This is a genomic window from Baekduia sp. (genome assembly GCF_035318805.1).
Lineage (GTDB): Bacteria > Actinomycetota > Thermoleophilia > Solirubrobacterales > Solirubrobacteraceae > Baekduia.
The window spans coordinates 1-20,709 of the sequence record NZ_DATHDY010000062.1; the positions used below are offsets into that span (position 1 = coordinate 1).

Annotated in this window: 14 protein-coding genes and 2 pseudogenes; 4 read left to right on the forward strand and 12 right to left on the reverse strand. The window is 70.6% G+C overall.

All coding sequences use genetic code 11. From position 1 onward, the window contains the following. Nucleotides 1–534 (forward strand): annotated as a pseudogene (locus VK501_RS14075) (hypothetical protein); the annotation flags it as partial. A 262-nt stretch (nucleotides 535–796) separates the two neighbouring features. Here the strand turns inward: VK501_RS14075 and VK501_RS14080 are convergent. From VK501_RS14080 to VK501_RS14090, 3 genes are all read right to left on the reverse strand, one after another. Next, on the reverse strand, nucleotides 797–5,761 hold the full coding sequence (locus tag VK501_RS14080; RefSeq protein WP_324338311.1) for an AAA family ATPase: 4,965 nt from the start codon (nucleotides 5,759–5,761) through the stop codon (nucleotides 797–799). A 197-nt stretch (nucleotides 5,762–5,958) separates the two neighbouring features. Beyond that, entirely contained in the window at nucleotides 5,959–8,811 is a 2,853-nt protein-coding gene (locus tag VK501_RS14085) for an ABC transporter permease subunit (protein WP_324338313.1), read from the reverse strand. A gap of 31 nt (nucleotides 8,812–8,842) precedes the next feature. Next, the gene (locus VK501_RS14090) at nucleotides 8,843–10,165 is read right to left on the reverse strand and encodes an ABC transporter substrate-binding protein (RefSeq protein ID WP_324338315.1); all 1,323 of its coding nucleotides are present in this window, start codon (nucleotides 10,163–10,165) and stop codon (nucleotides 8,843–8,845) included. 222 nt (nucleotides 10,166–10,387) lie between these two features. Between VK501_RS14090 and VK501_RS14095 the strand changes: the two genes are divergently transcribed. After that, nucleotides 10,388–11,179: an ABC transporter ATP-binding protein gene (locus VK501_RS14095; RefSeq protein WP_324338317.1), complete on the forward strand. Its 792-nt coding sequence runs from the start codon at nucleotides 10,388–10,390 to the stop codon at nucleotides 11,177–11,179. Nucleotides 11,180–11,632: 453 nt separating this feature from the next. Here the strand turns inward: VK501_RS14095 and VK501_RS14100 are convergent, their stop codons facing one another. Next, nucleotides 11,633–11,761, reverse strand: a complete 129-nt coding sequence (locus VK501_RS14100; RefSeq protein ID WP_324338319.1) for a hypothetical protein — start codon at nucleotides 11,759–11,761, stop codon at nucleotides 11,633–11,635. Between the two features lie 178 nt (nucleotides 11,762–11,939). On the opposite strand from VK501_RS14100, the gene VK501_RS14105 reads away from it, so the two are divergent. Beyond that, complete coding sequence (locus tag VK501_RS14105; RefSeq protein ID WP_324338321.1) at nucleotides 11,940–12,140, forward strand: hypothetical protein; 201 nt, start codon at nucleotides 11,940–11,942, stop codon at nucleotides 12,138–12,140. A 276-nt stretch (nucleotides 12,141–12,416) separates the two neighbouring features. Here VK501_RS14105 and VK501_RS14110 read toward each other — a convergent pair whose 3' ends face one another. The 5 genes from VK501_RS14110 to VK501_RS14125 all read right to left on the reverse strand — a co-directional run bounded on the left by VK501_RS14110 (nucleotide 12,417) and on the right by VK501_RS14125 (nucleotide 16,298). Continuing rightward, on the reverse strand, nucleotides 12,417–13,460 hold the full coding sequence (locus tag VK501_RS14110; RefSeq protein ID WP_324338323.1) for a beta-propeller fold lactonase family protein: 1,044 nt from the start codon (nucleotides 13,458–13,460) through the stop codon (nucleotides 12,417–12,419). After that, a complete protein-coding gene (locus VK501_RS14115; RefSeq protein WP_324338325.1) occupies nucleotides 13,457–14,791 on the reverse strand; it encodes a Dyp-type peroxidase in 1,335 nt (444 codons plus the stop codon). The genes VK501_RS14110 and VK501_RS14115 overlap by 4 nt, the downstream gene beginning before the upstream one ends. Before the next feature lie 88 nt (nucleotides 14,792–14,879). Then, nucleotides 14,880–15,392, reverse strand: coding sequence for an alpha/beta fold hydrolase (locus VK501_RS28770; RefSeq protein WP_414641176.1), 513 nt, complete (start codon nucleotides 15,390–15,392; stop codon nucleotides 14,880–14,882). Beyond that, on the reverse strand, nucleotides 15,319–15,624 hold the full coding sequence (locus VK501_RS28965) for an alpha/beta fold hydrolase (protein WP_414641177.1): 306 nt from the start codon (nucleotides 15,622–15,624) through the stop codon (nucleotides 15,319–15,321). The genes VK501_RS28770 and VK501_RS28965 overlap by 74 nt, the downstream gene beginning before the upstream one ends. Before the next feature lie 32 nt (nucleotides 15,625–15,656). Next, nucleotides 15,657–16,298 carry an HD domain-containing protein gene (locus tag VK501_RS14125; RefSeq protein WP_324338328.1) on the reverse strand — a complete coding sequence of 214 codons (642 nt, stop codon included), beginning with the start codon at nucleotides 16,296–16,298 and terminating at the stop codon, nucleotides 15,657–15,659. Nucleotides 16,299–16,490: 192 nt separating this feature from the next. On the opposite strand from VK501_RS14125, the gene VK501_RS14130 reads away from it, so the two are divergent. After that, nucleotides 16,491–17,147, forward strand: a complete 657-nt coding sequence (locus tag VK501_RS14130) for a Mu transposase domain-containing protein (protein ID WP_324338330.1) — start codon at nucleotides 16,491–16,493, stop codon at nucleotides 17,145–17,147. A 614-nt stretch (nucleotides 17,148–17,761) separates the two neighbouring features. Here the strand turns inward: VK501_RS14130 and VK501_RS14135 are convergent. The 3 genes and pseudogenes from VK501_RS14135 to cynR all read right to left on the reverse strand — a co-directional run bounded on the left by VK501_RS14135 (nucleotide 17,762) and on the right by cynR (nucleotide 20,675). After that, a complete protein-coding gene (locus tag VK501_RS14135; RefSeq protein ID WP_324338332.1) occupies nucleotides 17,762–19,150 on the reverse strand; it encodes an MFS transporter in 1,389 nt (462 codons plus the stop codon). Nucleotides 19,151–19,476: 326 nt separating this feature from the next. Then, nucleotides 19,477–19,685, reverse strand: a pseudogene (locus tag VK501_RS14140) (DDE-type integrase/transposase/recombinase); the annotation flags it as partial. Between the two features lie 102 nt (nucleotides 19,686–19,787). Then, nucleotides 19,788–20,675, reverse strand: coding sequence for a transcriptional regulator CynR (gene cynR / locus VK501_RS14145; protein ID WP_324338334.1), 888 nt, complete (start codon nucleotides 20,673–20,675; stop codon nucleotides 19,788–19,790). Nucleotides 20,676–20,709 lie beyond the last annotated feature (34 nt).

The window sequence follows — 20,709 nt, forward strand, 5'->3', positions numbered from 1 at the left end:
TGTCCAGGCTGCGGCGCCCGGCAGACCGGGCTGCTGCCCGACACGGCTGCGGCGAGCGCGTTCGGACCCAGGTTGCAGGCCGCGGTCGTGACCTTGTCGGTGCGCAACCGCATCAGCCGCCGCGACGTCGTCGAGCTCTGCCAGCAGCTGTTCAGCTCACGGATCAGCACGGGCACGGTCGACGCGATCCTGGCGCGCGCCGCCGACGCGCTGACTGAGCCGTGTGAGGACCTGCTGGGCGCCTTTTGCCTTTTTGGTGCCCGGAAGGGTCGGCCAGAGCGAGCTGGTCCCGGTCGGGCGCGGGGTCGTGCGCTGCGCCCCCAGCACCCAGCGCCCGAGGGCTTCGCCTGCCCGGACATGCCCGCGCAGGAGGACGCGTTCGCGCGCGACTACGAGCCGGGCGAGATCGCCGAGATCGCGAAGAAGCTCCGCGAGGACGCGGGCTTCAGCAGAACCGCCGAGCCGACGCGCTCAGCAGGCCGAGCCGGTGCCTGCGATCGTGCACGGTACGTCCAGTGCTGCATCTGTGGCTGATACCGGCGTAGTCGTGCAGAACAGCATGCCGCCGCTTGCGGGCAGCGACCCCGGGACCGTGGCTACGCCGCTTCCGGAGCTCGATGGCGTGACGGTCGACCAAGCTCCGGACGAGCTCAGCGCCTCGGGGAGCGCGCTCCCGTAGCTGAGCTTCACTCGTGTCGAGACAGAGCTGGTGTCAGAAACGCCACCCGCCAACGGTGCCAGGCCGACCATCGCAGCCTCGTTGCCTTGAGGCAACGGCTCGGGCTGACACGTCGCGCTACTGGCTGGAGGTTGCCGGTCTGTCGGCGTTGATCGGAACGTCGACCGCCAGGCGTGTGCCCTCACCGGGGCGGCTTTGGACCGTGAGTGTTCCGCCGATGGCCTCGACGCGGTCTTTGAGGCCGACCAGGCCGGAGCCGCGCGTCGGGTCGGCACCGCCGACGCCATCGTCGCTGATCGAGAGCTGGAACTCACCGTCGATCGTGTCGACGGTCACCTGCACGGCGGTGGCATCGGAGTGCTTGGCCGCGTTGGTCAGTGCCTCGGAGGCGGCGTAGTACGCGGTCACCTCGACACGCTCGGGCAGCCGGGCGTCCGTGCGAAGGTCGAGCGCGACGGGGATGGCCGAGCGGCCGGCGAGCGTCTTGAGCGCCGGCCCGAGCCCGCCCGAGGACAGGATCCGCGGATGGAGGCCGCGCGCCAGCTCGCGCAGCTCGTCGATCCCACACTGGGCGTTGTCGAGCGCCTCGACGACGAGCTCGGCGGCCTGCCCGCCGGTGTGGCCGAGCGCCTGCTGGGCGAGCTTGAGCGTGGCGATCGTGTGCACGAGCCGCTGCTGGGCGCCGTCGTGCAGGTCCCGCTCGATGCGCCGGCGCGCCTGGTCGGCGGTGGCGACGATCCGCGCGCGCGACGCGGCGAGCTCGGCATAGAGCTGAGCGTTGTCGAGGGAGACGGCAAGCTGGCCGGCGATGAGCTTGACGGCGTCGAGCCGTTCGTTGGAGAACGCGCCCCGCATAAGGCGGTTCTCCAGCACCAGCACCGCACGCAGTGTGCCGCGGTTGAGGATGGGCAGCGCCACCAGCGAGCAGCAATCGATATCGGCGAAGTACGGGTCGCGGTCGAAGCGGTCGTCGTGAGTGGCGTCGCCCACCACCAGCGCTTCGCGCGTCCGCTGGGCGTAGCGCAGCACCGACATCGGCACCGCGTGTTGGTGTCTGGTTCCGGTGACCGGGACCGTGCCGCCGCTGCTTGGCGCGCGCAGGAGCCAGTCCTGGCGGTCGTCGCTCCACAGCAGCATGTGGACGCTCGTGGCGCCGGTCATGGCGCTGAGCACCTGCGCCACGCGGACGTGCAACCGGTCGATGCTGGTCTCCGAGCTCAGCGCCTGCGACGCGGAGAGAATGCCGAGCAGGTCGATCGTTCCGGTCGTGACGGCGGAGCGACGATGGGCAGCGTCCCCGGGCTGCTCGCCGCCGTCCCCGGTGGTCGCGGCGGCATGGGGTCGCAGGGTCGGGTACGCCCAGTCCAGCTGGTCGACTTTGGCGGTCGCACCCCATGCGAGGTAGGCCCGGCGCGCCTCGGCGAGGAGTTCGTAGCCGGCGTGCTCCACGCCGTATGCGAGAAAGAAGTGGGCCGCGCGTTCGGCGATCAGGGCCTGATGCCATGGGCGCCGGCGCTGGGCGCCCTCGCGCCGCGCGGCGTCGAAGGCGCGGACGGCGGCATGAAAGTCGCCGACCGCCCACGCCCGCTCGGCCTCGAGCAAGCGCAGCAGGTGAAGGAAGTTGTCCGGCGCGTTCGTGGCGCGGGCGGCCAGCCACCGCGTTCCTTCGTCGAGCTCGGACAGCAGGCGGCCGCGCTCGTCACCGTCCGTGGTGCGGGCCTGCGCGGCGAGGGCGAGCCCGCGCAGCAGATGAGCCATTGCGGTCCCGTAGAGGCCCGGAGCAGACGGCAGCAGCGGCATCGCCGCCGCGGCGTGATGCTCCAGCCCGGCCCGATCGCCGAAGATGGCGGCGGCTTGTGCGCGGCTGATGTGCACGTGCAGAAGCGCCACCGGATTGCCGGCGTACCGGTCGCTGTGCACCGCCTCGGCGCCGGCACCTTCGCCGCGCAGCACACCGGCCAGCCACCGGTAGCTGTCGAGCAATTCGCCGATCTGCTCGCTGCCCGTACGCCGGGCGAAGGCCAGCCCGGCGTCGAGCTCGGCCACGCAGACGTCCAGCGTCGGCGCGCTGTCGAGCAGGCCCGAAACGGTCGGGTGGTAGGTGTAGGAGGCGGTGGCCAGGTCGCCGCCCGCGATGAGCCCCTCCCGGGCCCGCCGACCTACATCGACACAGTTCTCGATCGGCTCGAACGCCCAACCGAGGGTGGCGAACAGATGGCGCGCCTCCGAGGTGCCGGGCTCGTAGCCGCGGGCTTCGCCGACCGCCAGGATGCGCCGCAGCGCCCGATATCCGCCGGAGTCGTCGCCGCGCTGCGCAACAGCGTGGAAGGCGGCGGTGCCGGCCGGGCCGAGCAGGGTGTGACTCGGGCCGCGCTCGAGCCAGATCCGCACCGCCTCCAGGCTGAGCCAGACGACGGTGGGGAGGTCGACGAAGTAGGCCGCCGGAATGATCGCACCGAGAAGACGGGACGCGGCGAGCACCATCGGGTCGGTGATGTCCGGTCGTGCCAGATCGTCGGCCGCGTCGGTGTGGTCCAGCCAGCGGTACAGATAGCCGAACTGGTGGTCCAGCTCGGCGGCGAGCCGGTCCGCCTCCGGGACGGCGATGCCGAGCTCACGCAGCGACTCCACGCCCAGACCGATTGCGTCCGTGAAGCGGTTCCGGTGCGTCAGGCTGCGCACCTGTATCACCGTCGCGTCCGCACGCGCCAGCGCCGTGGGACCCAGCGCCTCGATCGCGCTGTACTCCTCGTCCGCGTCGTCCAGGCGTCCCACGCTGTAAAGGGCGGCGTGCCGGCCGGTGTGCACCTCGACGAGCACGGCTGTCTCGCCCGGGTCGATCAGCCGCAGGGCACCGGCCAGCATCGCGTCGACCAGCGAGTGGGCGCCGGTCAGAGCCGCCTGGTCGGCGGCGCTCCGCAACAGGCCCACCACGACCTCTCGCTCCGCGGCATCGTCGACCGCCTCGACGACCGGCAGGTACTGCTCGGCCGCGACCGCGAACAGCTCGGGCACCGCGGCCAGTCGCCGCGCCATCGCCAACTGCATGGTGCTTCGCCGCTGCTGGTCCAGCCCGCCGAGGATCGCCTCGCGGATTCGGTCGTGGCGAAACCGCACCGCCTCGTACGGCTCGGGCTCCAGCACCAGGAGGCCCGCTTCGAGGGCGGCCGCCAGCGCCGGCTCCACCACGCCGGCCGGCTCGGCGGTCGCGGTCTGCAGCAGGCTCGGCTCCGCTCGCCCGCCCAGACACGCCATCGCCTCCACGATCTGGCGCGCCGCCGGCGGCATGGCCTCAACACTGGCCGCGAGCAGCGCGGCGACTTCGGAGTGGCCCAGGCGGGCGCGCACGGCCGCCGTGTCCCAGCGCCACCCGGCGGCCGTCGCGGTCAGCAGGCCGTCGCGGCGCAGCGCGTTGAGGAGCTCCACCGTCTCGTACGGATTGCCGGAGGTATGCGGTTCGATCAGCTCGACCAGGCCCGCCGCCGCGGGCCGGTCCACGTGCAGCATCTCAGCAACCATGGCGACGAGGCTCGGCACGCCCAGGTTGACCAACCGCAGGTCCTGCACGCCGGGCTGTTCACGCCATCGCGACAGCGGCGCGGCCAGCGGATGCGCCGCGTCCACGTCGCCTTCGCGGTAGGCGCCGACCAGCAACAGGCCCTCGACCGGCGCTTCGCTCAGCACCAGGTCGACGAAGCCGAGTGGCGTGCGCCCGGCCCACTGCAGGTCATCGACGAACAGCACCACCGGCCGTTTCCTCGAGGCGACGGCCCGCAGCACCTCCACACCCGCTCGCTGCGTCCGGGCCTGCGCAGTCAGCGGATCCCCCGCATCGGGCGACACCGCCAGCAGCGCCGCGAGCTCCGGCGATGTTGCGGTCACCAGACCCGCGTTCGGGCCGACCGCCGCCAGGATCCGCCCCCGGACCTCGGTCAGCTCATCCTCCGGCTCGGCCAGCAACAGCCGACCCAGCGCGCGAAACGCCTGATGGACCGCGTCGAACTCCAGGTCCCGGCGATATGGGTCGAACTTGCCGGCCACGAACCAGCCATCCCCGCCTGTCACCACCGGCCGCAGCTCGTCCACCAGCGCCGTCTTGCCCACCCCCGTCGCGCCGCCGATCAGCACGCCACGACACCGCCCCGCGCGCGCGTCGTCGAACGCCGCCCGCAGCGCCGCCAGCTCGTCGTCGCGTCCCACCAGCCGCGAGGGCGGCAGCAGACGCAGCGGGAAATCCTGCGCGCCGACCCGCAGGGCGCCCGCCGCCGGACGCGTTTGGGCGTCCCGCGACCGCTCCAGGTCATAGACCGCGCCGTCCGCCGTCTGGTAGCGGTTGTCCGGCTCCTTCTCCAGCAGATGCATGACGATCGCGGACAACCGCGCCGGTACCGCCGGATTCACATCGGCGGGCGGCACCGGCACGCGAGCCAGATGATCATGCGTGAGCCGCAGGGGGTCGCCGGACCCGAACGGCGGGCCGCCCGTCGCCAGCTCGTACAGCGTTGCGCCCAACGCGTACAGATCGGCCCGCTGATCCACCGACCGGCCGGTACGCCCGGTCTGCTCGGGCGCCAGGTACGCCAGCGTCCCGACGATCTGGGTGTGGTGGGTGAACTCGGGACGCAGCTCGGCGAACGACGTCGCCAACGCGAAGTCCACCAGGCACGGCGCGCCGTCACGGGAGATCACGATGTTCGCCGGAGTGATGTCCCGGTGCATCACCCCCCGGCCGTGCATCCCCGCCACCGCCCGGGCCAGCTCGACCGCCAGGCCGATGAGCTCATCGACAGGCAGCGGCTTCGCCAGCCCCGCCAGGCTCCTGTCACCAGCGTCCGCCAACACGATCGACCCGGGATACCGCGGCGCCTCCACCAACTGCGCAACCCCCACGACACCGCCCAACCGCTCCAGGATCGCCACCTCATGCCGCAACCGCCGTTCCGCGTCCGGCCCCAGCGGCTCCTTGCGGACAACCGTGCGATCGGCCAGGAACAGCCGAGTCAGACGTGTGCGTTCGCTCTCGTGCGCCAGTTCGACCCGAGTGGGCGGAGCACGGCCCGGCGGGGCCTCACCCGTCCCCATCCCACACCTCCACGGACAGTGCGGCCCTGCTCATCCGTAGATCGGCTCGCAGGGCGGCAAGACTGACGAGCCCGCTCGTCAGCAGTTCGGGTCCTGAGAGGACGCTGTGACCAGTCCGCACCGTCGGACTGACGCTACACCGGGCACACGGCCCTGCCAACGTCGTTGGCGCTCGAGCTCGGGTGCCACGGCCGGCATCAGCGCGAAGGCGCAACCCGGCCGAGGTAGGCGCGCGCGAGGCGCTCGTCGTCGATGTCGGAACGCGGCCCCTGCCACACGATCCGGCCGAGCTCGAGGAGTGCGACGCGGTCGGCGATGGCGAGGACATCGCGCGCCTTCTCCTCGACGAGGAGCAGCGCGACGCCGCGGTCGCGCAACTCGCGGAGGACCTGCATGAGCTCTGCGACGACGCGGGGCGCCAGCCCGAGGGTCGGCTCGTCCACCACCAGCACGTCGGGCGGCTGCACCAGCAGCGGCGCGAGCGTCAGCATCTGCTGCTCGCCTCCGGACAGGTTGCCGGCAGGGATCCGGCGCCGCCGGCCGAGCGCAGGGAACCGTTCGTACGCGGCGCGCCGGTCGCCGTCGCGGTGCAGCAGCAACAGCAGGTTCTCCTCGACCGACAGGCCGGGGAAGACGCCGCGCGACTCCGGCGCGACCAGCGCGCCGCGCCGGGCCCTCTGGTGGGGGCGCAGCGCCGTCACGTCAAGGTCGCCGAGGCGCACGGAGCCCGACGAGACGGGCACGAGCCCCGCGATCGTCGAGCACGTCGTCGACTTGCCGCTGCCGTTGGCGCCCAGCAGCACGGTGATCTCGCCAGGGCGGATGACGAGATCGACGCCGTGCAGAACTTCGACCTCGCCGTAGCCCGCGTGGACGTCCTCGAGGATCAGCGCGGGCGGTCGCCGCCCGTCGACGGGCCCGTCGCGCGACGCGGTCCGGACCACGCCGCGCCCGACGAGGTCGCGCTCGAGCTGCTCGGTCTCGGCGACGATCGCGGCCTCCTCGTCGGCCCGAGCGGAGGCGAGGGCCACGGCATCGGCGACGATCGGCGCCGCGGTCGCCATGTGGTCGGGCGCGGCGCGGCGAGCCGCTCGCTTGAGGCGCCGGGCGTGGTTATGCGCCGCTGTGATCGCGAGCAGGCCGTCGGGGTTCCGTGCGAGCTGCACCGCGCCGAGGCCGAACAGGATCGCAGGGATTTCTGGTGATGACGTGCCGTCCCAATGGAGGAACCACACGTGGATCCCGGAGCGCAGGATCTCGGGGGCCGCCGCGGCGACGATGCCGGCCAGGGCAGCGGCGAGCGGGCGGCGGATGCCGAAGAGCACGACGGTCGCAAGCCACAGCAGGCCGTCCGTCACGGGTGTCGTCAGGTTCGTGACGCTCTGCTGGTACGAGGCGTACATCACGCCGCCCAGCCCGGCGACGGCGGCCGAGAGCGCGAACACGCCGAGCTTGGTGCGCAGCGGCGATGCGCCCGACGTCGACGCCGCGACCTCCGACGTCCGGATCGCGGCGATGGCGCGGCCCCACGCGGAATGCTGGAGGTTGCGGATCATCAGGCCGACGAGCCCCACGAGCACGAACAGGGCGAGCACCAGCGACCGGTCGTCAGACAGGTCGAACGGTCCGAACGCAGGGCGCGCGACCGTCCATCCGGCCTGACCGTTGCGGAACCAGTCCCACTGGAACAGCACGTTGTCACCCAGGAAGGCGAGCGCCAGCGTGGCGAGCGCCAGCGGCAGGCCGCCGAGACGCAGGGCTGGCAGCGCGACCACCACGCCGAGCACGACCGCGACGAGCACGCCGATCAGCAGCGCCGGCAGGAACGGCCAGTCGTAGCGGTCCAGCAGCAGCCCTGCCGTCAACCCGGATGCCGTCACGAACGTGGCCTGCGCGAGGCTCACCATCCCGCCTAGGCCGGTGACGATCACGAACGACAGGAAGATCAGCGACAGCGCCAAGCCGTTGGCCATCACCCCAAGCCAGAACGCGTCGGCGACGAACCACACGTAGCCGAGGAAGACCAGCCCGCCGAGGATCCACGGCAAGGCACGCCGCCACGCCGGCAGGTCGGCGAGGTAGTCGGGTGGTGGCGTCTCGTCCGCCGCCGAGTCGCCGTGCCGGCCGCGCTCGCGGGCGAGCACGAGCAGACCGGCCAGCAAAAGCAGGAACGGGACCGATGCGCTGAACCCCTGGATGTCCTCCGCGAAGTGGGCATACGTCACCACCCAGTTCTGCGCGACGCCGAGAAACAGGCCGCCCGCGAACGCCAGCGGGATCGACCGCAGCCCGCCCACCACCGCCGCAGCTGCGGCCACGAACATGATCCCGATGTAGACCGACGGGTCGAGCGTCCCGAGCACCGGTGCGCCGACGACGCCGGCCAGCGCGGCGAGCACCATGCCGATCACCCACGCCCAGCGCGACGTCACGCGCTCGTCCACGCCGCGCGCACGGGCGAGATCGGCGCGGTCGACCACGCTCCGCATGCGCAGCCCGAGCGGCGTGCGGCGCATCAGGTACCAGAGGACGACCGCCGACACCGCGGCCGCGACGAACACGATCAACTGGTTTGAATCGAACGGCACGGCACCGGGCAGGGTCCAGTCCTTCTTCGGCACCGGGCCGACCCCCGGTGGGAAGGCGACCTGGGTCACAGCGGCGCTGCGTGTGATCTCGACGTCGAGGACGTCGACGAGCAGGTCAGTGACCCACTTGGTGAGGGCGGGCAGCGCGACGAGCAGCCCGACGGTCGCCATGACCTTGGCCGACTCGGTGGCCTGGGCCAGCGGTCGGAATACCGCAGCGTCGAGCGCCAGCCCGAGCAGCGGCGCGAACACCATCACGGTGACCACCGCGGCCGGCACGATCGCCCACTGCAGCCCGCTGTGCAGCTCGTAGTAGATGAACGCGGCCGAGAACGCGACCGCGCCGTACGAGAAGTTGAAGATCCCGGTCGCGCTGAAGGAGAGCGTCAGGCCGGCGGCGACCACGGAGTAGATCGCCCCGGTCACGGCGCCGCTCAGGCTGACGCTCAGGAACTCCCCCACCGGTCCTCCGTTCGTCCCGCGGCAGGGCGGCCTACCGGACCCGCACGCTCTTGTAACAGTCGAACGGCACGACCGGCACGTACTTGGCCTTCTCGATCTTCAGGAGCGCAGCGCAGTCGGACGGCAGGAAGTGGCCCTGCGGGAACGCCAGCTTCCCGGGCCCGCCGGACTCCTTCGGATGGAACGTGAAGTCGCCCCCGTTGACCTTCTCGTCGAAGGTCTTCGTGTTGAGGTCCCGGCCGACCGCCTGGAGTTGCTCGACGAGCATCTCGGCCTGTGCGTACGCGATCGCGGCCCCGATCGGGATGAACGTCCCGTTCTTCGCCTTGATCGCGGTGAGGTCCGTCTCGATCTGCTTGATGTAGTCGGTCTGCTCCTCCTGCGGCACGATCTGGGTGTTGACGTAGGTGCCCTCCAATGCCTTGGCCAGCTGGGGCGACCGCGCGAGCAGCCCGGGAACGTAGGTCACGGCGTTGATCGTCGTCCCGCTGTAGCCGGCGGCCTCCAGGGCAGCGACGAGGCCCGGCGTGCTCTGGAAGTTCAGGGAGGCGATGACGAGGTTCGGCTTGGCGTCGAGGACCGCCCGCACGAACGGCGAGTAGTCGGCCGGCGGGCCCGGCACCGGCATGTTGGCCTCGTCATACGCGACCGTGGCGCCGCGGTCCTCGTACACGGTGTGGTACTGGCTGTTGCCGGCGTGGCCGGCGTCATCGTCACCGCCCTGGACGGCGACCTTGACCTGCGGCGCCAGTAGCCCGCTGGCCTTGATCCCCGTGTCCGCGAGGTTGCCCTGCGCGACCGCGTGCGGCACGTCGTCCTTCAACGCGTCGCCGATCAGGCAGCCGCTGAAGCCGAAGCCCCAGCGGTCGCCGCAGAACCCGGGCGTAAAGCCCCAGCCGTAATAGGGCACCTCCTTCTGGCCGAGGTAGTCGGTCGTGCCCGACAGGATGTTCGCCGAGGCCGACATGACCGCGAACACCTTGTCCTGCTCGACGAGGCGGCGCGCAATCTGCAGGTTCTGCTGCGTGTTGGCGCCGTCGTCCTGGCAGCCGGAGAAGTCGATCTTGCGACCGTGGATCCCGCCCTCGCGGTTGACCCGCTCGAACCGGGCCTTGTAGCCGTCGTCCGCACCGGCGTACGCGTCCGCGGTGTACACGCAGCCGACCCTGATCGTGTCGCCGCTCGCGCCGCGGGTGAGGCCGCCGCCGACCTTCCCCGCCAGCGGGTCGTTCGCCACGATCGAGGCGATGTCCCCGCCGCCCGATGATGAGGACGTCGTCTTGGCCGCGGTGCCGTTCTTGGTGTCACCGCTCCCGCACGCGGCGACGACGACAACGACCGCGACCAATACCACGACCAGGGGAACCGCCGGCGACCGACGCTCCGTGATGCCACTGCGCCCTGCGTAACGCGCGGTCGACATGGCCCTTTCAGCCAAGCTAGGCGGTGCTGCCACGTGCCGCAAGGGTCGCGTCAGAAGGCGTTCCTTCGGGCTCGCGGCCGCCACAGCTTCACCGAAAACCGTGCGGACGTTTCGCTGCTCGCAAGGGTCCCCGCCAGCCCTAACCTCCGGCGCATGGGCGAGGTCGCCGGGCCGGGTCCGAGGAGCGCGCCGGTGCTCGCGGCCGAGGACGTGTCTGTTCGCTTCGGCGGCGTCACCGCGCTCGAAGGCGTGTCGCTCGACGTCGTCCCCGGCGTGGTCTGCGGGCTGATCGGGCCGAACGGCTCGGGCAAGACGACCTTGTTCGACGTCCTGTCGGGCATCCGCGCGCCGACGAGCGGGACGGTCCGGCTCCATCGGCGCGACGTCACGCGGCGGTCGGCCGCCTGGCGGTCGCGACACGGCATCCGGCGGACGTTCCAGCGCCAGCAGATGTTCGGCTGGCTGTCGGTCGAGGACAACGTGTTGTTGGCGCTCGAGTGGCGAGGCGGCGGGGGCGGCATGGTCGGTGACCTGCTGGCGCTGCCGACGCGACGGCGGCTCGAGCGCGAACGCCGCGCGCAGACCGGCGCGGTACTCGAGGCGTGCGGGCTGCACGCCGCGCGTCACGTGCCGGCTGGCCGGCTGCCGATCGGCCGAGCCCGCATGGTCGAGATGGCACGCGCGATCGTCGACCCGCCGAAGGTGCTGCTGCTCGACGAGCCGACCTCGGGGCTCGAACGCGGCGACGTCGAGATCCTCGGCCGGACGATCCAGGCGATGCGGGTCGACCACGACTGCGCTGTACTGCTCGTCGAGCACGACGTGGGGTTCGCGATGGCCCACTGCGACCGGATGGTCGTGCTCGACCTCGGCCGCGTGATCGCGGAGGGGCCGCCCGACGAGATCCGCACGAACCGAGCGGTCCGAACCGCCTACCTCGGCTGAGACCAAGCGCATGATGAACGCCTTGACGTCCTGCGGTCGGATGTGGCCGAGGCAGAACCGCCGCGAGTCGAAGTACGGGCTCAGGGTTCAGCACCTGTCGGTACCACCGCGGCGTCGAGGGAGCCTGGGCGCTGGCTCAGGTGTCGATCACGCGATCGCGGATGACTCAGCGGTGATGCGACCAGTCGTCCGGAGTGAGTTGGCATCGACCCTGTAGCGATCACGATCGATCTTGATCCGCTTGCCAGACTCGCGCTGGATCTGTCTCGCGACCCCTCCGGCACGATCCGATCGAGCTCGAGCCGGCTTCCCTTGCCGATCAGGTGATCGCGAGCGTTGTAGACATCGCGGCCGAAGTGCTTCTGCGCCTCATGCTGCCCCGGGACCCGGTGCACCTCCAGCCGACCCAGGAGCAGTAGCTGTCCCTGGCGCGTGGCCAAGACGTAGACCCGGTCACCGCGCGACTCCCGCCTTGCGGAACTGAACGTTGGCTGCGTGGGTGAGTTCTCGGTCGCCGCTGATCCATCGTCGTTCAACCTCGACCTGCGCATGGCTCCACAGCGTTATGTAGGCATCGCTCAAGCTCAGTACCCTAGACTGGTCGCCTCGCCAACTTCAAACACTGCGAGATTTTCTCCAAGCGGCGCTGGCGCCAGCTGTCTCGGCACCCCAGAGCGCCGAGGCGCAGTAGTTAAACCACTTGCGGAACCCCGCCGCCGGCCTGACGTGGAGCCGGTTTCTGCGCGCGCAAGCCTCCGGCGTGATCGCGTGTGACTTCTTCACCGTCGACACCGCGTTTCTGCGCCGCTACTACGTGCGGTTCTTCATCGACATCACCACCGTGCTCGGCGTCGTGGAGTGCCTCGCGGACACCCGGTGCCGGTCGACGACGTCGTATCCGTGGGCCGGCTCCCCGCCGCGGTCGAGGCAGCCGCCTACTTCGTTGTCGCCGAGTCGCTGACCAACGTCGCCAAGCACGCGCAAGCAACGGGCGCCACGGTGCTGGCGCGCGTCCGGGACGGCGCCCTCACGGTCCAGGTGCGCGACGGCGGCGTCGGAGGCGCCCGACCCGCGGCAGCGGTCTCGTCGGGCTGGCCGATCGGCTTGCCGTCCAGGACGGCCGGCTTCGGGTCCAGACCCCGGCCGGCGGCGGCACGCTCGTCGCCGCAGACATCCCGCTCCCCGACGAGCTCGCGCCCGGAGGTCGCATGGCCCGGTATGCGCGCCGTGGAGTCGCCTACCGGCTCGTGGGCGGGGCTGGGACGACCGCGATGCCGTATGGGCTGGTGCCGGTTGCGACGGTGGCCGTCGCCATGAAGGTGCTCGGGTCGATGATCGACAGCGTGTTGGCTCCCTGGTTGGCCACGTAGATGGCGTCGCCGGCGGCCCGTGCGGTGAACGGATCCGTGCCGATCGGCCCGACCCCGACGACGGCGGCGACCTGGTGGGTGCGGGTGTCGATGACCGTGAGGTTCCCGAGACCGAGATCCGTGACGTAGGCGCGGTCGCCGGTGGGGCTCATCGCGACGCTGAACGGGCTCGGCTCCCCGAGCCTCGCCTGGACCGTCCCGCTTGCCGCGTCGATGACCGTGACGCCGGACAGCTCGTTGGTGACGTAGACCGACGTCCCGTCGGGCGTGACGGCCACCCCTGACGGGAACCGGCCGGTCGGGGTGGTGCGGATCACGCGACGGGTCCGGGCGCCGATGACCGACACGTCGTCGGATCCGCTGTTGGCGACGTAGACCCTCCTGCCGTCGGGCGCGACGGCGACGCTCACCGGCTGGGTGCCGACCCGCACCGACGCCACGACCCGCCGGGTCCGGGTGCTGAGGACCGAGACGCGGTCCGCGCCGCCGTCGGCGGTGTAGAGCGAGCGGCCGTCGGGGCTGACAGCCAGACCGATGGGCTTGCTCGCGCGCGGAAGCCTGATGGTCCTGGCGATGGCGCTGTCGGCAGTGTCGAGGACCGACACGGTGTCGCTGCCGGTGTTGGCGATGTAGACGGACCTGCCGTCCGCAGACGCCGCCAGCTCCGCCGGGGAGACGCCGACCCGCACCGTCGCGATGACCCTGTGGGTGCCGCCGTCGATGACCGACACGGTGTCGTCGAGCTGGTTGGTGACGTAGATGCGCGGGGCCGCGGGGACCGCGGCGGAGGCCGATGTCCCGCCGGGCGAAACGGCCACCAGCGCGAGCTGGATCGCGACGCACAGCGTGAGCAGCGAACGCGGGACACGAGGACGGATCCGGCGGCGATGGGCACGCGAGGCGGGGATCATCGCGTCAGTCCGCGCAGCAGGCCTGAGGCGTAGTAGTCCCGGGCGTCGCGCACGCCGGGAACGGCGAAGAAGTAGCCGCCGCCTCTGGGCGTGATGTAGGGGACGAGCGACTCCTTCTCGAGCCGGCGCTGCATCGCGATGTACGTGTTCAGCTGCTGCTGGAAGCAGCAGAACGTATGTCCCAGGTTGGGCTGCCCGCTCACGTCGGGGCTCTGGTCGTACTGATAGCTGCGGCGCAGGATGGAGCTGGTGGCCGCCGTCTGCGGGGTCTGGGGGTTGGCCAGCCGGATGTGGCAGTTCAGCGGGGTGAGCCGGCCCTGCGGGTCGTTGGTGTACACGGGATCGAGCTCGTCCGAGGCGTTCGGGTCGGTCGCGTACAGCGGCGCGCCGCTGAGCTTGCGCCGCCCGAAGATGCGCTCTTGCCGCTCGACGGGCACCGTGTCCCACTTCTCCATGTGCATCTGGATGATGCGCACGGCCTGGTAGGTCCCCCCGGCGGTCCAGGCCGGCTCGCGCCGACCGCGCTGGACCCACACCTGCTGGTTCATCTGCGCGGCGTCGTTGGTGTTGGGGTTGGTGATGCCGTCCTTGAAGCCCATCCAGTCGCGCGGGATGCCCACGGGTCGCGGCGGGAACCGGAACGCCTGTATGCGCCACCGCAGACGCATCCCACCGCTGGTCTGCCCGAGGATGTCGAGCATGGCGTTCCCGACGGTGTCGCGGTGGTTGGCGCACAACTGCACCAGCAGATCTCCGTGGGTGAGCTTTGGGTCGAGGTCGTCGTGGGCGAACGGCCGCATCGTCTTGAGCTGGGCCGGCTTGCGCGACGCCAACCCGTAGCGATCGTCAAACAGCGACGCGCCCAGGGCGACCGTGACCGTGAGATCGTCGGGCACCACCGTCGCGCCGAGCAGGAGGCGGTGCTCCGACGGCTTGCCCGCGCGAGGTGGTGGTGGAGGAGCCCCACCCTTGGTCAGGAACGCTGCTCGCTCTGTGAGCGTGTGCAAGAGGTCGATGAGCTCCCGACGGCTTGGCGCGGTCACGTCGAACGCGAGGAAGTCTGCCGCCGTCTGCGGAGGCGTGGCGATGCCGGCCTGCGTTGCGCCGTAGAACGGGATGCTGTGCGTGCTGTCTTCGGTTGCGAGCTTGTTGTAGTCGTCCTGGTAGTCGGTCCCCTGCGCGTGGGCCACGCCCGCGGGCACGAAGTTCGCGGCGGCCGCCGCCGCGGCACCGCCGAGCGCGCCCCGCAGGAACGACCGCCGCGGGATCGGACACCCGCCGCCGTCGCCAGATCGCCGGTCCTCAAAAGGGTGTGGTTGTCGACCAGGCATCGTGGGACCGTCCTACCCCCCCGGCTGGGAAGCCGTACTCCGCGAGCCTCTGTCCAGTCGCCGTTCGAACCGAGGCGGGTCGCATCTCTCAAGCCTCCGGCAGCGGCTCGCGCCATGCCACGGGACGGCCCCCGGCCCGGCTTCGGCTTGTAGCCGACGCCGCGGACGCGGCCTGTTGGACGAGCGCAGCCACGGGTTCGGGTTTGGAGATGTAGATCCCGTGGCTGCCTGCGATCTCGACCACGGTGGCACCCGCCCGCTCTGCCATCGATCGCTGGGCCGGCGGGGGGATCATCCGGTCGTCGATGGCGACGAGGTACCAGCTCGGCTGGGTGCGCCATGCCGGCTCGCTGACGGTGCCGCCGAGGGCGTCAACCCCCACGGCACCTGCGAGTCGGCCATGAACTCGGCCTGCCCGGCCGGGATGTCGGCCCCGAACCAAGCTGGGAACTCGGCCAGGTCCTGGAACAGGAAGCCGTCCTGCGGCGGCAGAACCGGCGACACCGACGCGCCGGGCCGGAGATCGGTCAGCGTGGCGACCGACTCGCCCTTGTCGGGGGCAAACGCCGCGATGTAGACGAGCGCCGCCACGCTTGGTCATTGCCCGCCTCGGTCATCACCACTCCGCCATAGGAATGACCGACGAGGATGACGGGCTCGCTCTGCGCGTCGATGACGCGCCTGGTCGCCGCGACGTCGCCTTCGAGCGACTGCGTCGGGTTCTGGACGACGCTGACGCTGTAGCCGTCCTTGCTCAGGAGAGGGTAGACACCCTGCAAGCCGGAGCCGCCGACGAACGCCCCATGGGCCAGGACGACGGCGCCGGCTCCCATGATGGGCTCCTTCGGCTGCGCAGGCCGGCGTGTCAGTTGCTGTGCTTGGAGCCGCGGATGATCGCGCAGAAGTTCGCGCGCTCGAAGCCGGGCAGCCTCTCGGCCAGCACGTCGTCGTTCATCGTGCCGAACGTGGTGTCGGGCCGGTGGGCCATTCCGTCGGCGAACGCCTCGATGATCGACTCCTTGAAGTCGACCCGCGGGTAGGCGGCGACCACGGCGTCGCGGTCTTCGGCGGAGATATCGTCGTAGCCCAAGCCGAGCACGTCGAACTCGACCCCGGCGGTGACCAGGGCGACCTCGGGCTCCTTGTGCTCCGGGATGCCGGGCGTGGTGTGCAGCGCGATCGCGTCCCAGACGATGCGCAGGGCGTCGCCGGTGACGCCGTGCCCGCGGAGGAACTCTCGCGCCGCGTTGGCGCCGTCGACCTCGAAGCGGTCATGCTCGCTGCGGTGTCCCTCGACGAGCCCGATGTCGTGGAACATCGCCCCGATGTACAAGAGCTCGGGGTCGTAGCTCAGGCCCTGGCGGGCGCCTTGCAGGGCGCCCCAGGAGTAGACACGGAGCGAGTGGTTGTAGAGCAGATCGGACTCGATGCTGCGGATGAGCTCCGTGGCCTCACGCGCCAGCCGGCTGTCGGGGATCGCGATCGGGGAGCGACTGGTGGTGGTCATCGCGACGATTGTGCCGGTGGCCGTCTCGCGCGAGGCCTGCCCGAAAGAGACGCTCCAGCTGCCCCTTGGTTCGGTCAGCGCTGCCGCAAACGTGAGCAGGCCACACCGGTACCTGGAACACCGCAGCCAGGCACCAGAACGAAGGTCCAGTTGTCCTTCATGCGGTCGTGCTTTTCGGGCGCGGCGTTCAGTATGGCCTCGCCGGTCGAGACCCAGCAGGCGTTCCAGGAGGGCCACGTCCACGCGTTCGCGTGGTTTGACGGCGTCTTTGGCGAGGTCCGCTACGACAACCTGACCTCGGCGGTCAAGCAGGTGCTCAAGGGCCGCCGGCGGGTGGAGTCTGACCGGTTCGTCGCGTTGCGCTCGCGCTACCTCTATGACTCGGTCTTCACCACGCCGGGGATCGCGGGCGCCCATGAGAAGGGCGGTGTCGAGGGCGAGGTCGGTCGGCTGCGGCGCAACCACCTCGTTCCCGTGCCCGCGGTCGGCTCGATCGCGCAGCTCAACCGGTTGCTGCTTGATGCCTGCGAGCAGGACCTGTCGCGGCGGATCGCCGGCCGACCGCTGACGGTCGCCGAGCAGCTGGCGATCGAGCGGCCGGCGCTGCGGGCGTTGCCCGCCGAGCCGCTCGACGCGACCGAGACCGCGTCGGTCAGGGTCGACAGCAAGGCGTTGGTCACGGTCCGCCAGAACCGCTACGCGGTGCCGGTCGCGCTGGCCGGGCTGCGCGCCGGCGCGGCGGTCGGCGCGCGCGAGATCATCATCAGCCCACCAAGGCCGCGAGGTGGCGCGCCACGAGCGGCTGCACGGCCGCTTTGCCACGACCTGGCACTCACATATGCCGCTTGAGCTGGTCTTCGTCCGCGTAGCAAGGACCCAGAGCGTCTTCGCGAGTTCGTAGACATCAACGGGACCGCCAGGTGAGGTGTCCGGCGAGACGATGAGTTCGTAGGGGAGATAGTTGCGCGGGCCGAGGGCACGGTTCGGACCCGTGATCGGTTCGGCATCAGGTATTGCGACCAGCCCCGACTGTCCAGCGATCGACGAAGCGATACAGGTTGCTCGGGCTTCACGTCGCGGTGGTGGATGCCACGTTGTGCGAGGCGGGCCAGCGTCTCGGAGACCCGTATTTCCGGGACCGGGTACTAGCGACCTTCAGACTGGCCACCGGGCGTCTGCTTCGCGGCTCGGCCTTGTCTGGTTGGTGCAACGCACGGAACGAGCGTGCATGAGATCCCTCGCGGTCTCGCTCGGCAACAGACCAGTCGGCGGTGTCCTTGGGGCCGGGGTCGTAGGCCGCCTCACCCGGGCTCGCCACGCGGCGAATCGCAGAGTGCGGCTTGATGGACAACCGCTCCGCGCCAGCTCGCGCGAGCTATCACGTTGCTCCACTCGTTTGTGGCCGCCGCGCAAGGGAGGTGCGGCAGTCTTGGCGTCCGTCTCGGGTATCCGCTGAGGTCGCCCTACCGGGTCTGGAGGACTGCGGCGAGTAGGGCGGCGAGCAGGCAGAGGGCGCCGCAGACGATGGCTGCGGTGTTCCATCCTGTCAGGAGCCCGGCTGCGCTGGCGGTGCGGCGGCTGGTGGCGAGAGCGACGACGAGTGCGACTCCGGCTGCGCCTCCGAGATAGCGTGCTGTGTTGTTGGCGCCGCTGCCCATTCCGGCGCGTTCACGCGGCACCGACTCCACGGCGAGTCGGCCGAGCGAGGCATTGACCAGGCCGCTTCCGATTCCGAGGACCGCGAGTCCTGGCAGCAGTCGTGTCCAGGGCGAGTCGACGCCGAGGCCCGCGAGCGCGAATTCTCCCGCGGCAGAGATCGCGAACCCCAGCGCAAGTACGGAGGGGGCGCTGAGACGTCCCACCAGTGGGCGGGTGGCGAGAGCGATAGCGGTACTCGTGGCCGACCAGGCGGCGAGTACGCCCGCGCTCCCGATCACGTTGATGTGCAGGCCGTTTTGGAGCAGCACCGGTGCAAAGCTCATCAGCCCGATCACGCCCAGTCCGGTAAACAGCGCTCCGGTCACCGAGGCCACGAACAGCGGTTGCGAGAACCGGCTGAGCTCGAGCATGGGCTCTCGCTTGCGCAGCTCGATCCCGGCGAACGCCGGGAGCAGGATCGCCCCTACCGCCAATGGGATGATCGTGCCAGCGGCCGACCAGCTGTGGCGGCAGTCGACGAGGCCGGCGGTCAGGCATGCCATCGCAACGGCCAACGTGACCGCCCCGGATAGATCGAGCGAGCGCCTGGCTGCTGCGCGTGACTCAGGCAGCCCTGCAGCTGCCGGGACCAGCGCGGCGGCCGCGAGCGCCTGTACCCAGTAGCTGCTGCGCCACCCCAGCGAGACCGCAAGCGCGCCCCCCGCCAGAGGCCCAATGGTGATCCCGGCTCCGACGGCGGATGCCCATACGCTTGTTGCACGGATCCGGTGGCGCCCTGTCGGGAAGGCGTGACCGATCGCGCCGAGGGCGGCGGAGAGCACCCCCGCTCCAGCGGCGCCCTGCAGGATTCTGGCTGCAACCAGTACATCAACGTTCGGGGCGACCGCTCCGAGCGCGCTCGTGAGCGCGAGCAGAGCGCTACTGAGAACGAGGATGCGTCGGCGGCCGAGCTCGTCGGCCAGAGCTCCGACCGTCAGCAGCGCGGCGGCGAGCCCTAGGCTCATGCCGCTGAGGATCCAGGTCTGGCCTGAGAGGCCGCCGTGCAGCGAGTGGCTGCTCTGGCGAGCTGTCGTCACAGCCGCCATGAACACGGCCAACACGAGCAGAGTCCCGGCGGCGGTCACCGCGAGTGTCCGATTGGCATCGGCGTGCACGGGGGTCTCGCCCGGCCTGATCTCGGTCTTGGCCTGCATGGGGCCCAGCGTGACGGTCAGGAGCCATAATTCGAAAGACGAGTTACCCATCGCCACGATCGGCGTTGGTTATGGTTGTGGTTCGTGCTTCTCCGCCATCTGCGCTACCTAGCGCCGTCTCCATCTGCTTTATCTGCTGCGAGAGCGTCGGCCTGGGACAGGTTCTGCGGCGCCTATCACTTCGCCACCAAGGCCGTGCCCGCGTGGATTCCGCGTCAGGGGTAGTGATCCGCGTTGTCGTCCTCGCCGCGGCCATGTCGGGCCTCCGGCAGTCAGAGCTGGTGGGCCTCCGCTGGCGTGACGTCGACTGGGCCGCCGAGCGGATCCGCGTGCTGGCGGCCCTGGACGGAATGATGGATCAGGCCGGGGGCGGGCCGGCGCCTGGCGAGGCCCATCTGCAGCGCGTCGACGACCAACTCGGTGCGCATGTGATCGGCCATGCTCCACCCACGATCCGGCGCGAGTACGCGTCCTGGACGGCGGCGAGATACAACCAGCCCTCCCAGGTGCGCAGATAGGTGATGTCGGCCACAACACGTTCGCCGCCGGGCGAACGGCCGCTGCACGAGGTCGTCGGCGACGCGGACGCCGGGGTCTCTGCTCGCCGGGTGAAAACAAGCAGGTGCACAGCACATGCTCAACGGGGGCCATTGCGCCTGCTGCTGGTTGCGAGCGTGGTGAACGCGATGCTGGCGGCGCTGTGATGTGCGCCGGCTCGCCGTAGCAGCGCGGCGGTCCTGGGTGGTATCGGCGGGTTGAGAACGACGGCGCTCAGGTCACGTTGCTGTGAGGCGATTCGGTCAGGCAGCACGGTGGCGAGCTGGCCGGCGCGCACGAGTTCCAGGATCGCGCTGACGGAGTTGGTCTGCACCGCGATCCGGGGCGAGATCCCGTGGGCGTCGAAGTAGTGATCGACGTGCTGGCGGGTCGCGAAGTCCTCGCTGAGCAGCACCAGCTCGAGTCGCGCAAGCTGCTGAGCGTCCAGAGCAGCGCCGGTGGCCGCGGGGTGTCCGCGCCCGACGACGACCTCCAGGTTCTCGGCATGCAGCTCTTGGACTTCGATGCCGGCGAGCTGCGCCGGGGCGAAGGCGATGCCGATGTCGAGGCGATCCTCGGCGAGGTCCTCTTCGATCCGCTCCTGGGTCATCTCCTTGACGACGAGGTCGATGGCGGGGTGCAGCGTGTTGAAGCGTCCCACGAGCGGACCGACGAGGTAGGGGTGAAATGTCGGGGTCAGCGCGAGGCTCAGCGATCCTCGGCTGAGGTCGGCGACGTCGTGGATGGCCCGCGCGCCGGCGTCGAGCTCCCGTAGTGCGCGACGGGCATGTTGGAGCAAGACCTCGCCGGCGTCGGTCGGGCGCACCGTCCGGCCGGACCGGTCAAGCAGCCTGGTCCCCAGCGCCGTCTCCATCTGCTTGATCTGCTGCGAGAGCGTCGGCTGGGACACGTGCAGCGCCTCGGCCGCCCGCGTGAAGTTCTCGTGCTCGGCGACGGCGAGCAGGTAGCGCAGATGGCGAAGAAGCACGACCCTAACTATAGCCAACGGCTATCGTGATGAT

Excerpts from the sequence above, each read along its gene's own strand:
- VK501_RS14135 (WP_324338332.1), bottom strand. The coding sequence starts at position 19,150 with ATGCAGGCCAAGACCGAGATCAGGCCGGGCGAGACCCCCGTGCACGCC.
- VK501_RS14130 (WP_324338330.1), top strand. The coding sequence starts at position 16,491 with ATGGCCTCGCCGGTCGAGACCCAGCAGGCGTTCCAGGAGGGCCACGTC.
- VK501_RS28965 (WP_414641177.1), bottom strand. The coding sequence starts at position 15,624 with ATGGGAGCCGGCGCCGTCGTCCTGGCCCATGGGGCGTTCGTCGGCGGC.
- VK501_RS14125 (WP_324338328.1), bottom strand. The coding sequence starts at position 16,298 with ATGACCACCACCAGTCGCTCCCCGATCGCGATCCCCGACAGCCGGCTG.
- VK501_RS14115 (WP_324338325.1), bottom strand. The coding sequence starts at position 14,791 with ATGCCTGGTCGACAACCACACCCTTTTGAGGACCGGCGATCTGGCGAC.
- VK501_RS14110 (WP_324338323.1), bottom strand. The coding sequence starts at position 13,460 with ATGATCCCCGCCTCGCGTGCCCATCGCCGCCGGATCCGTCCTCGTGTC.
- VK501_RS28770 (WP_414641176.1), bottom strand. The coding sequence starts at position 15,392 with ATGACCAAGCGTGGCGGCGCTCGTCTACATCGCGGCGTTTGCCCCCGA.
- VK501_RS14095 (WP_324338317.1), top strand. The coding sequence starts at position 10,388 with ATGGGCGAGGTCGCCGGGCCGGGTCCGAGGAGCGCGCCGGTGCTCGCG.
- VK501_RS14080 (WP_324338311.1), bottom strand. The coding sequence starts at position 5,761 with ATGGGGACGGGTGAGGCCCCGCCGGGCCGTGCTCCGCCCACTCGGGTC.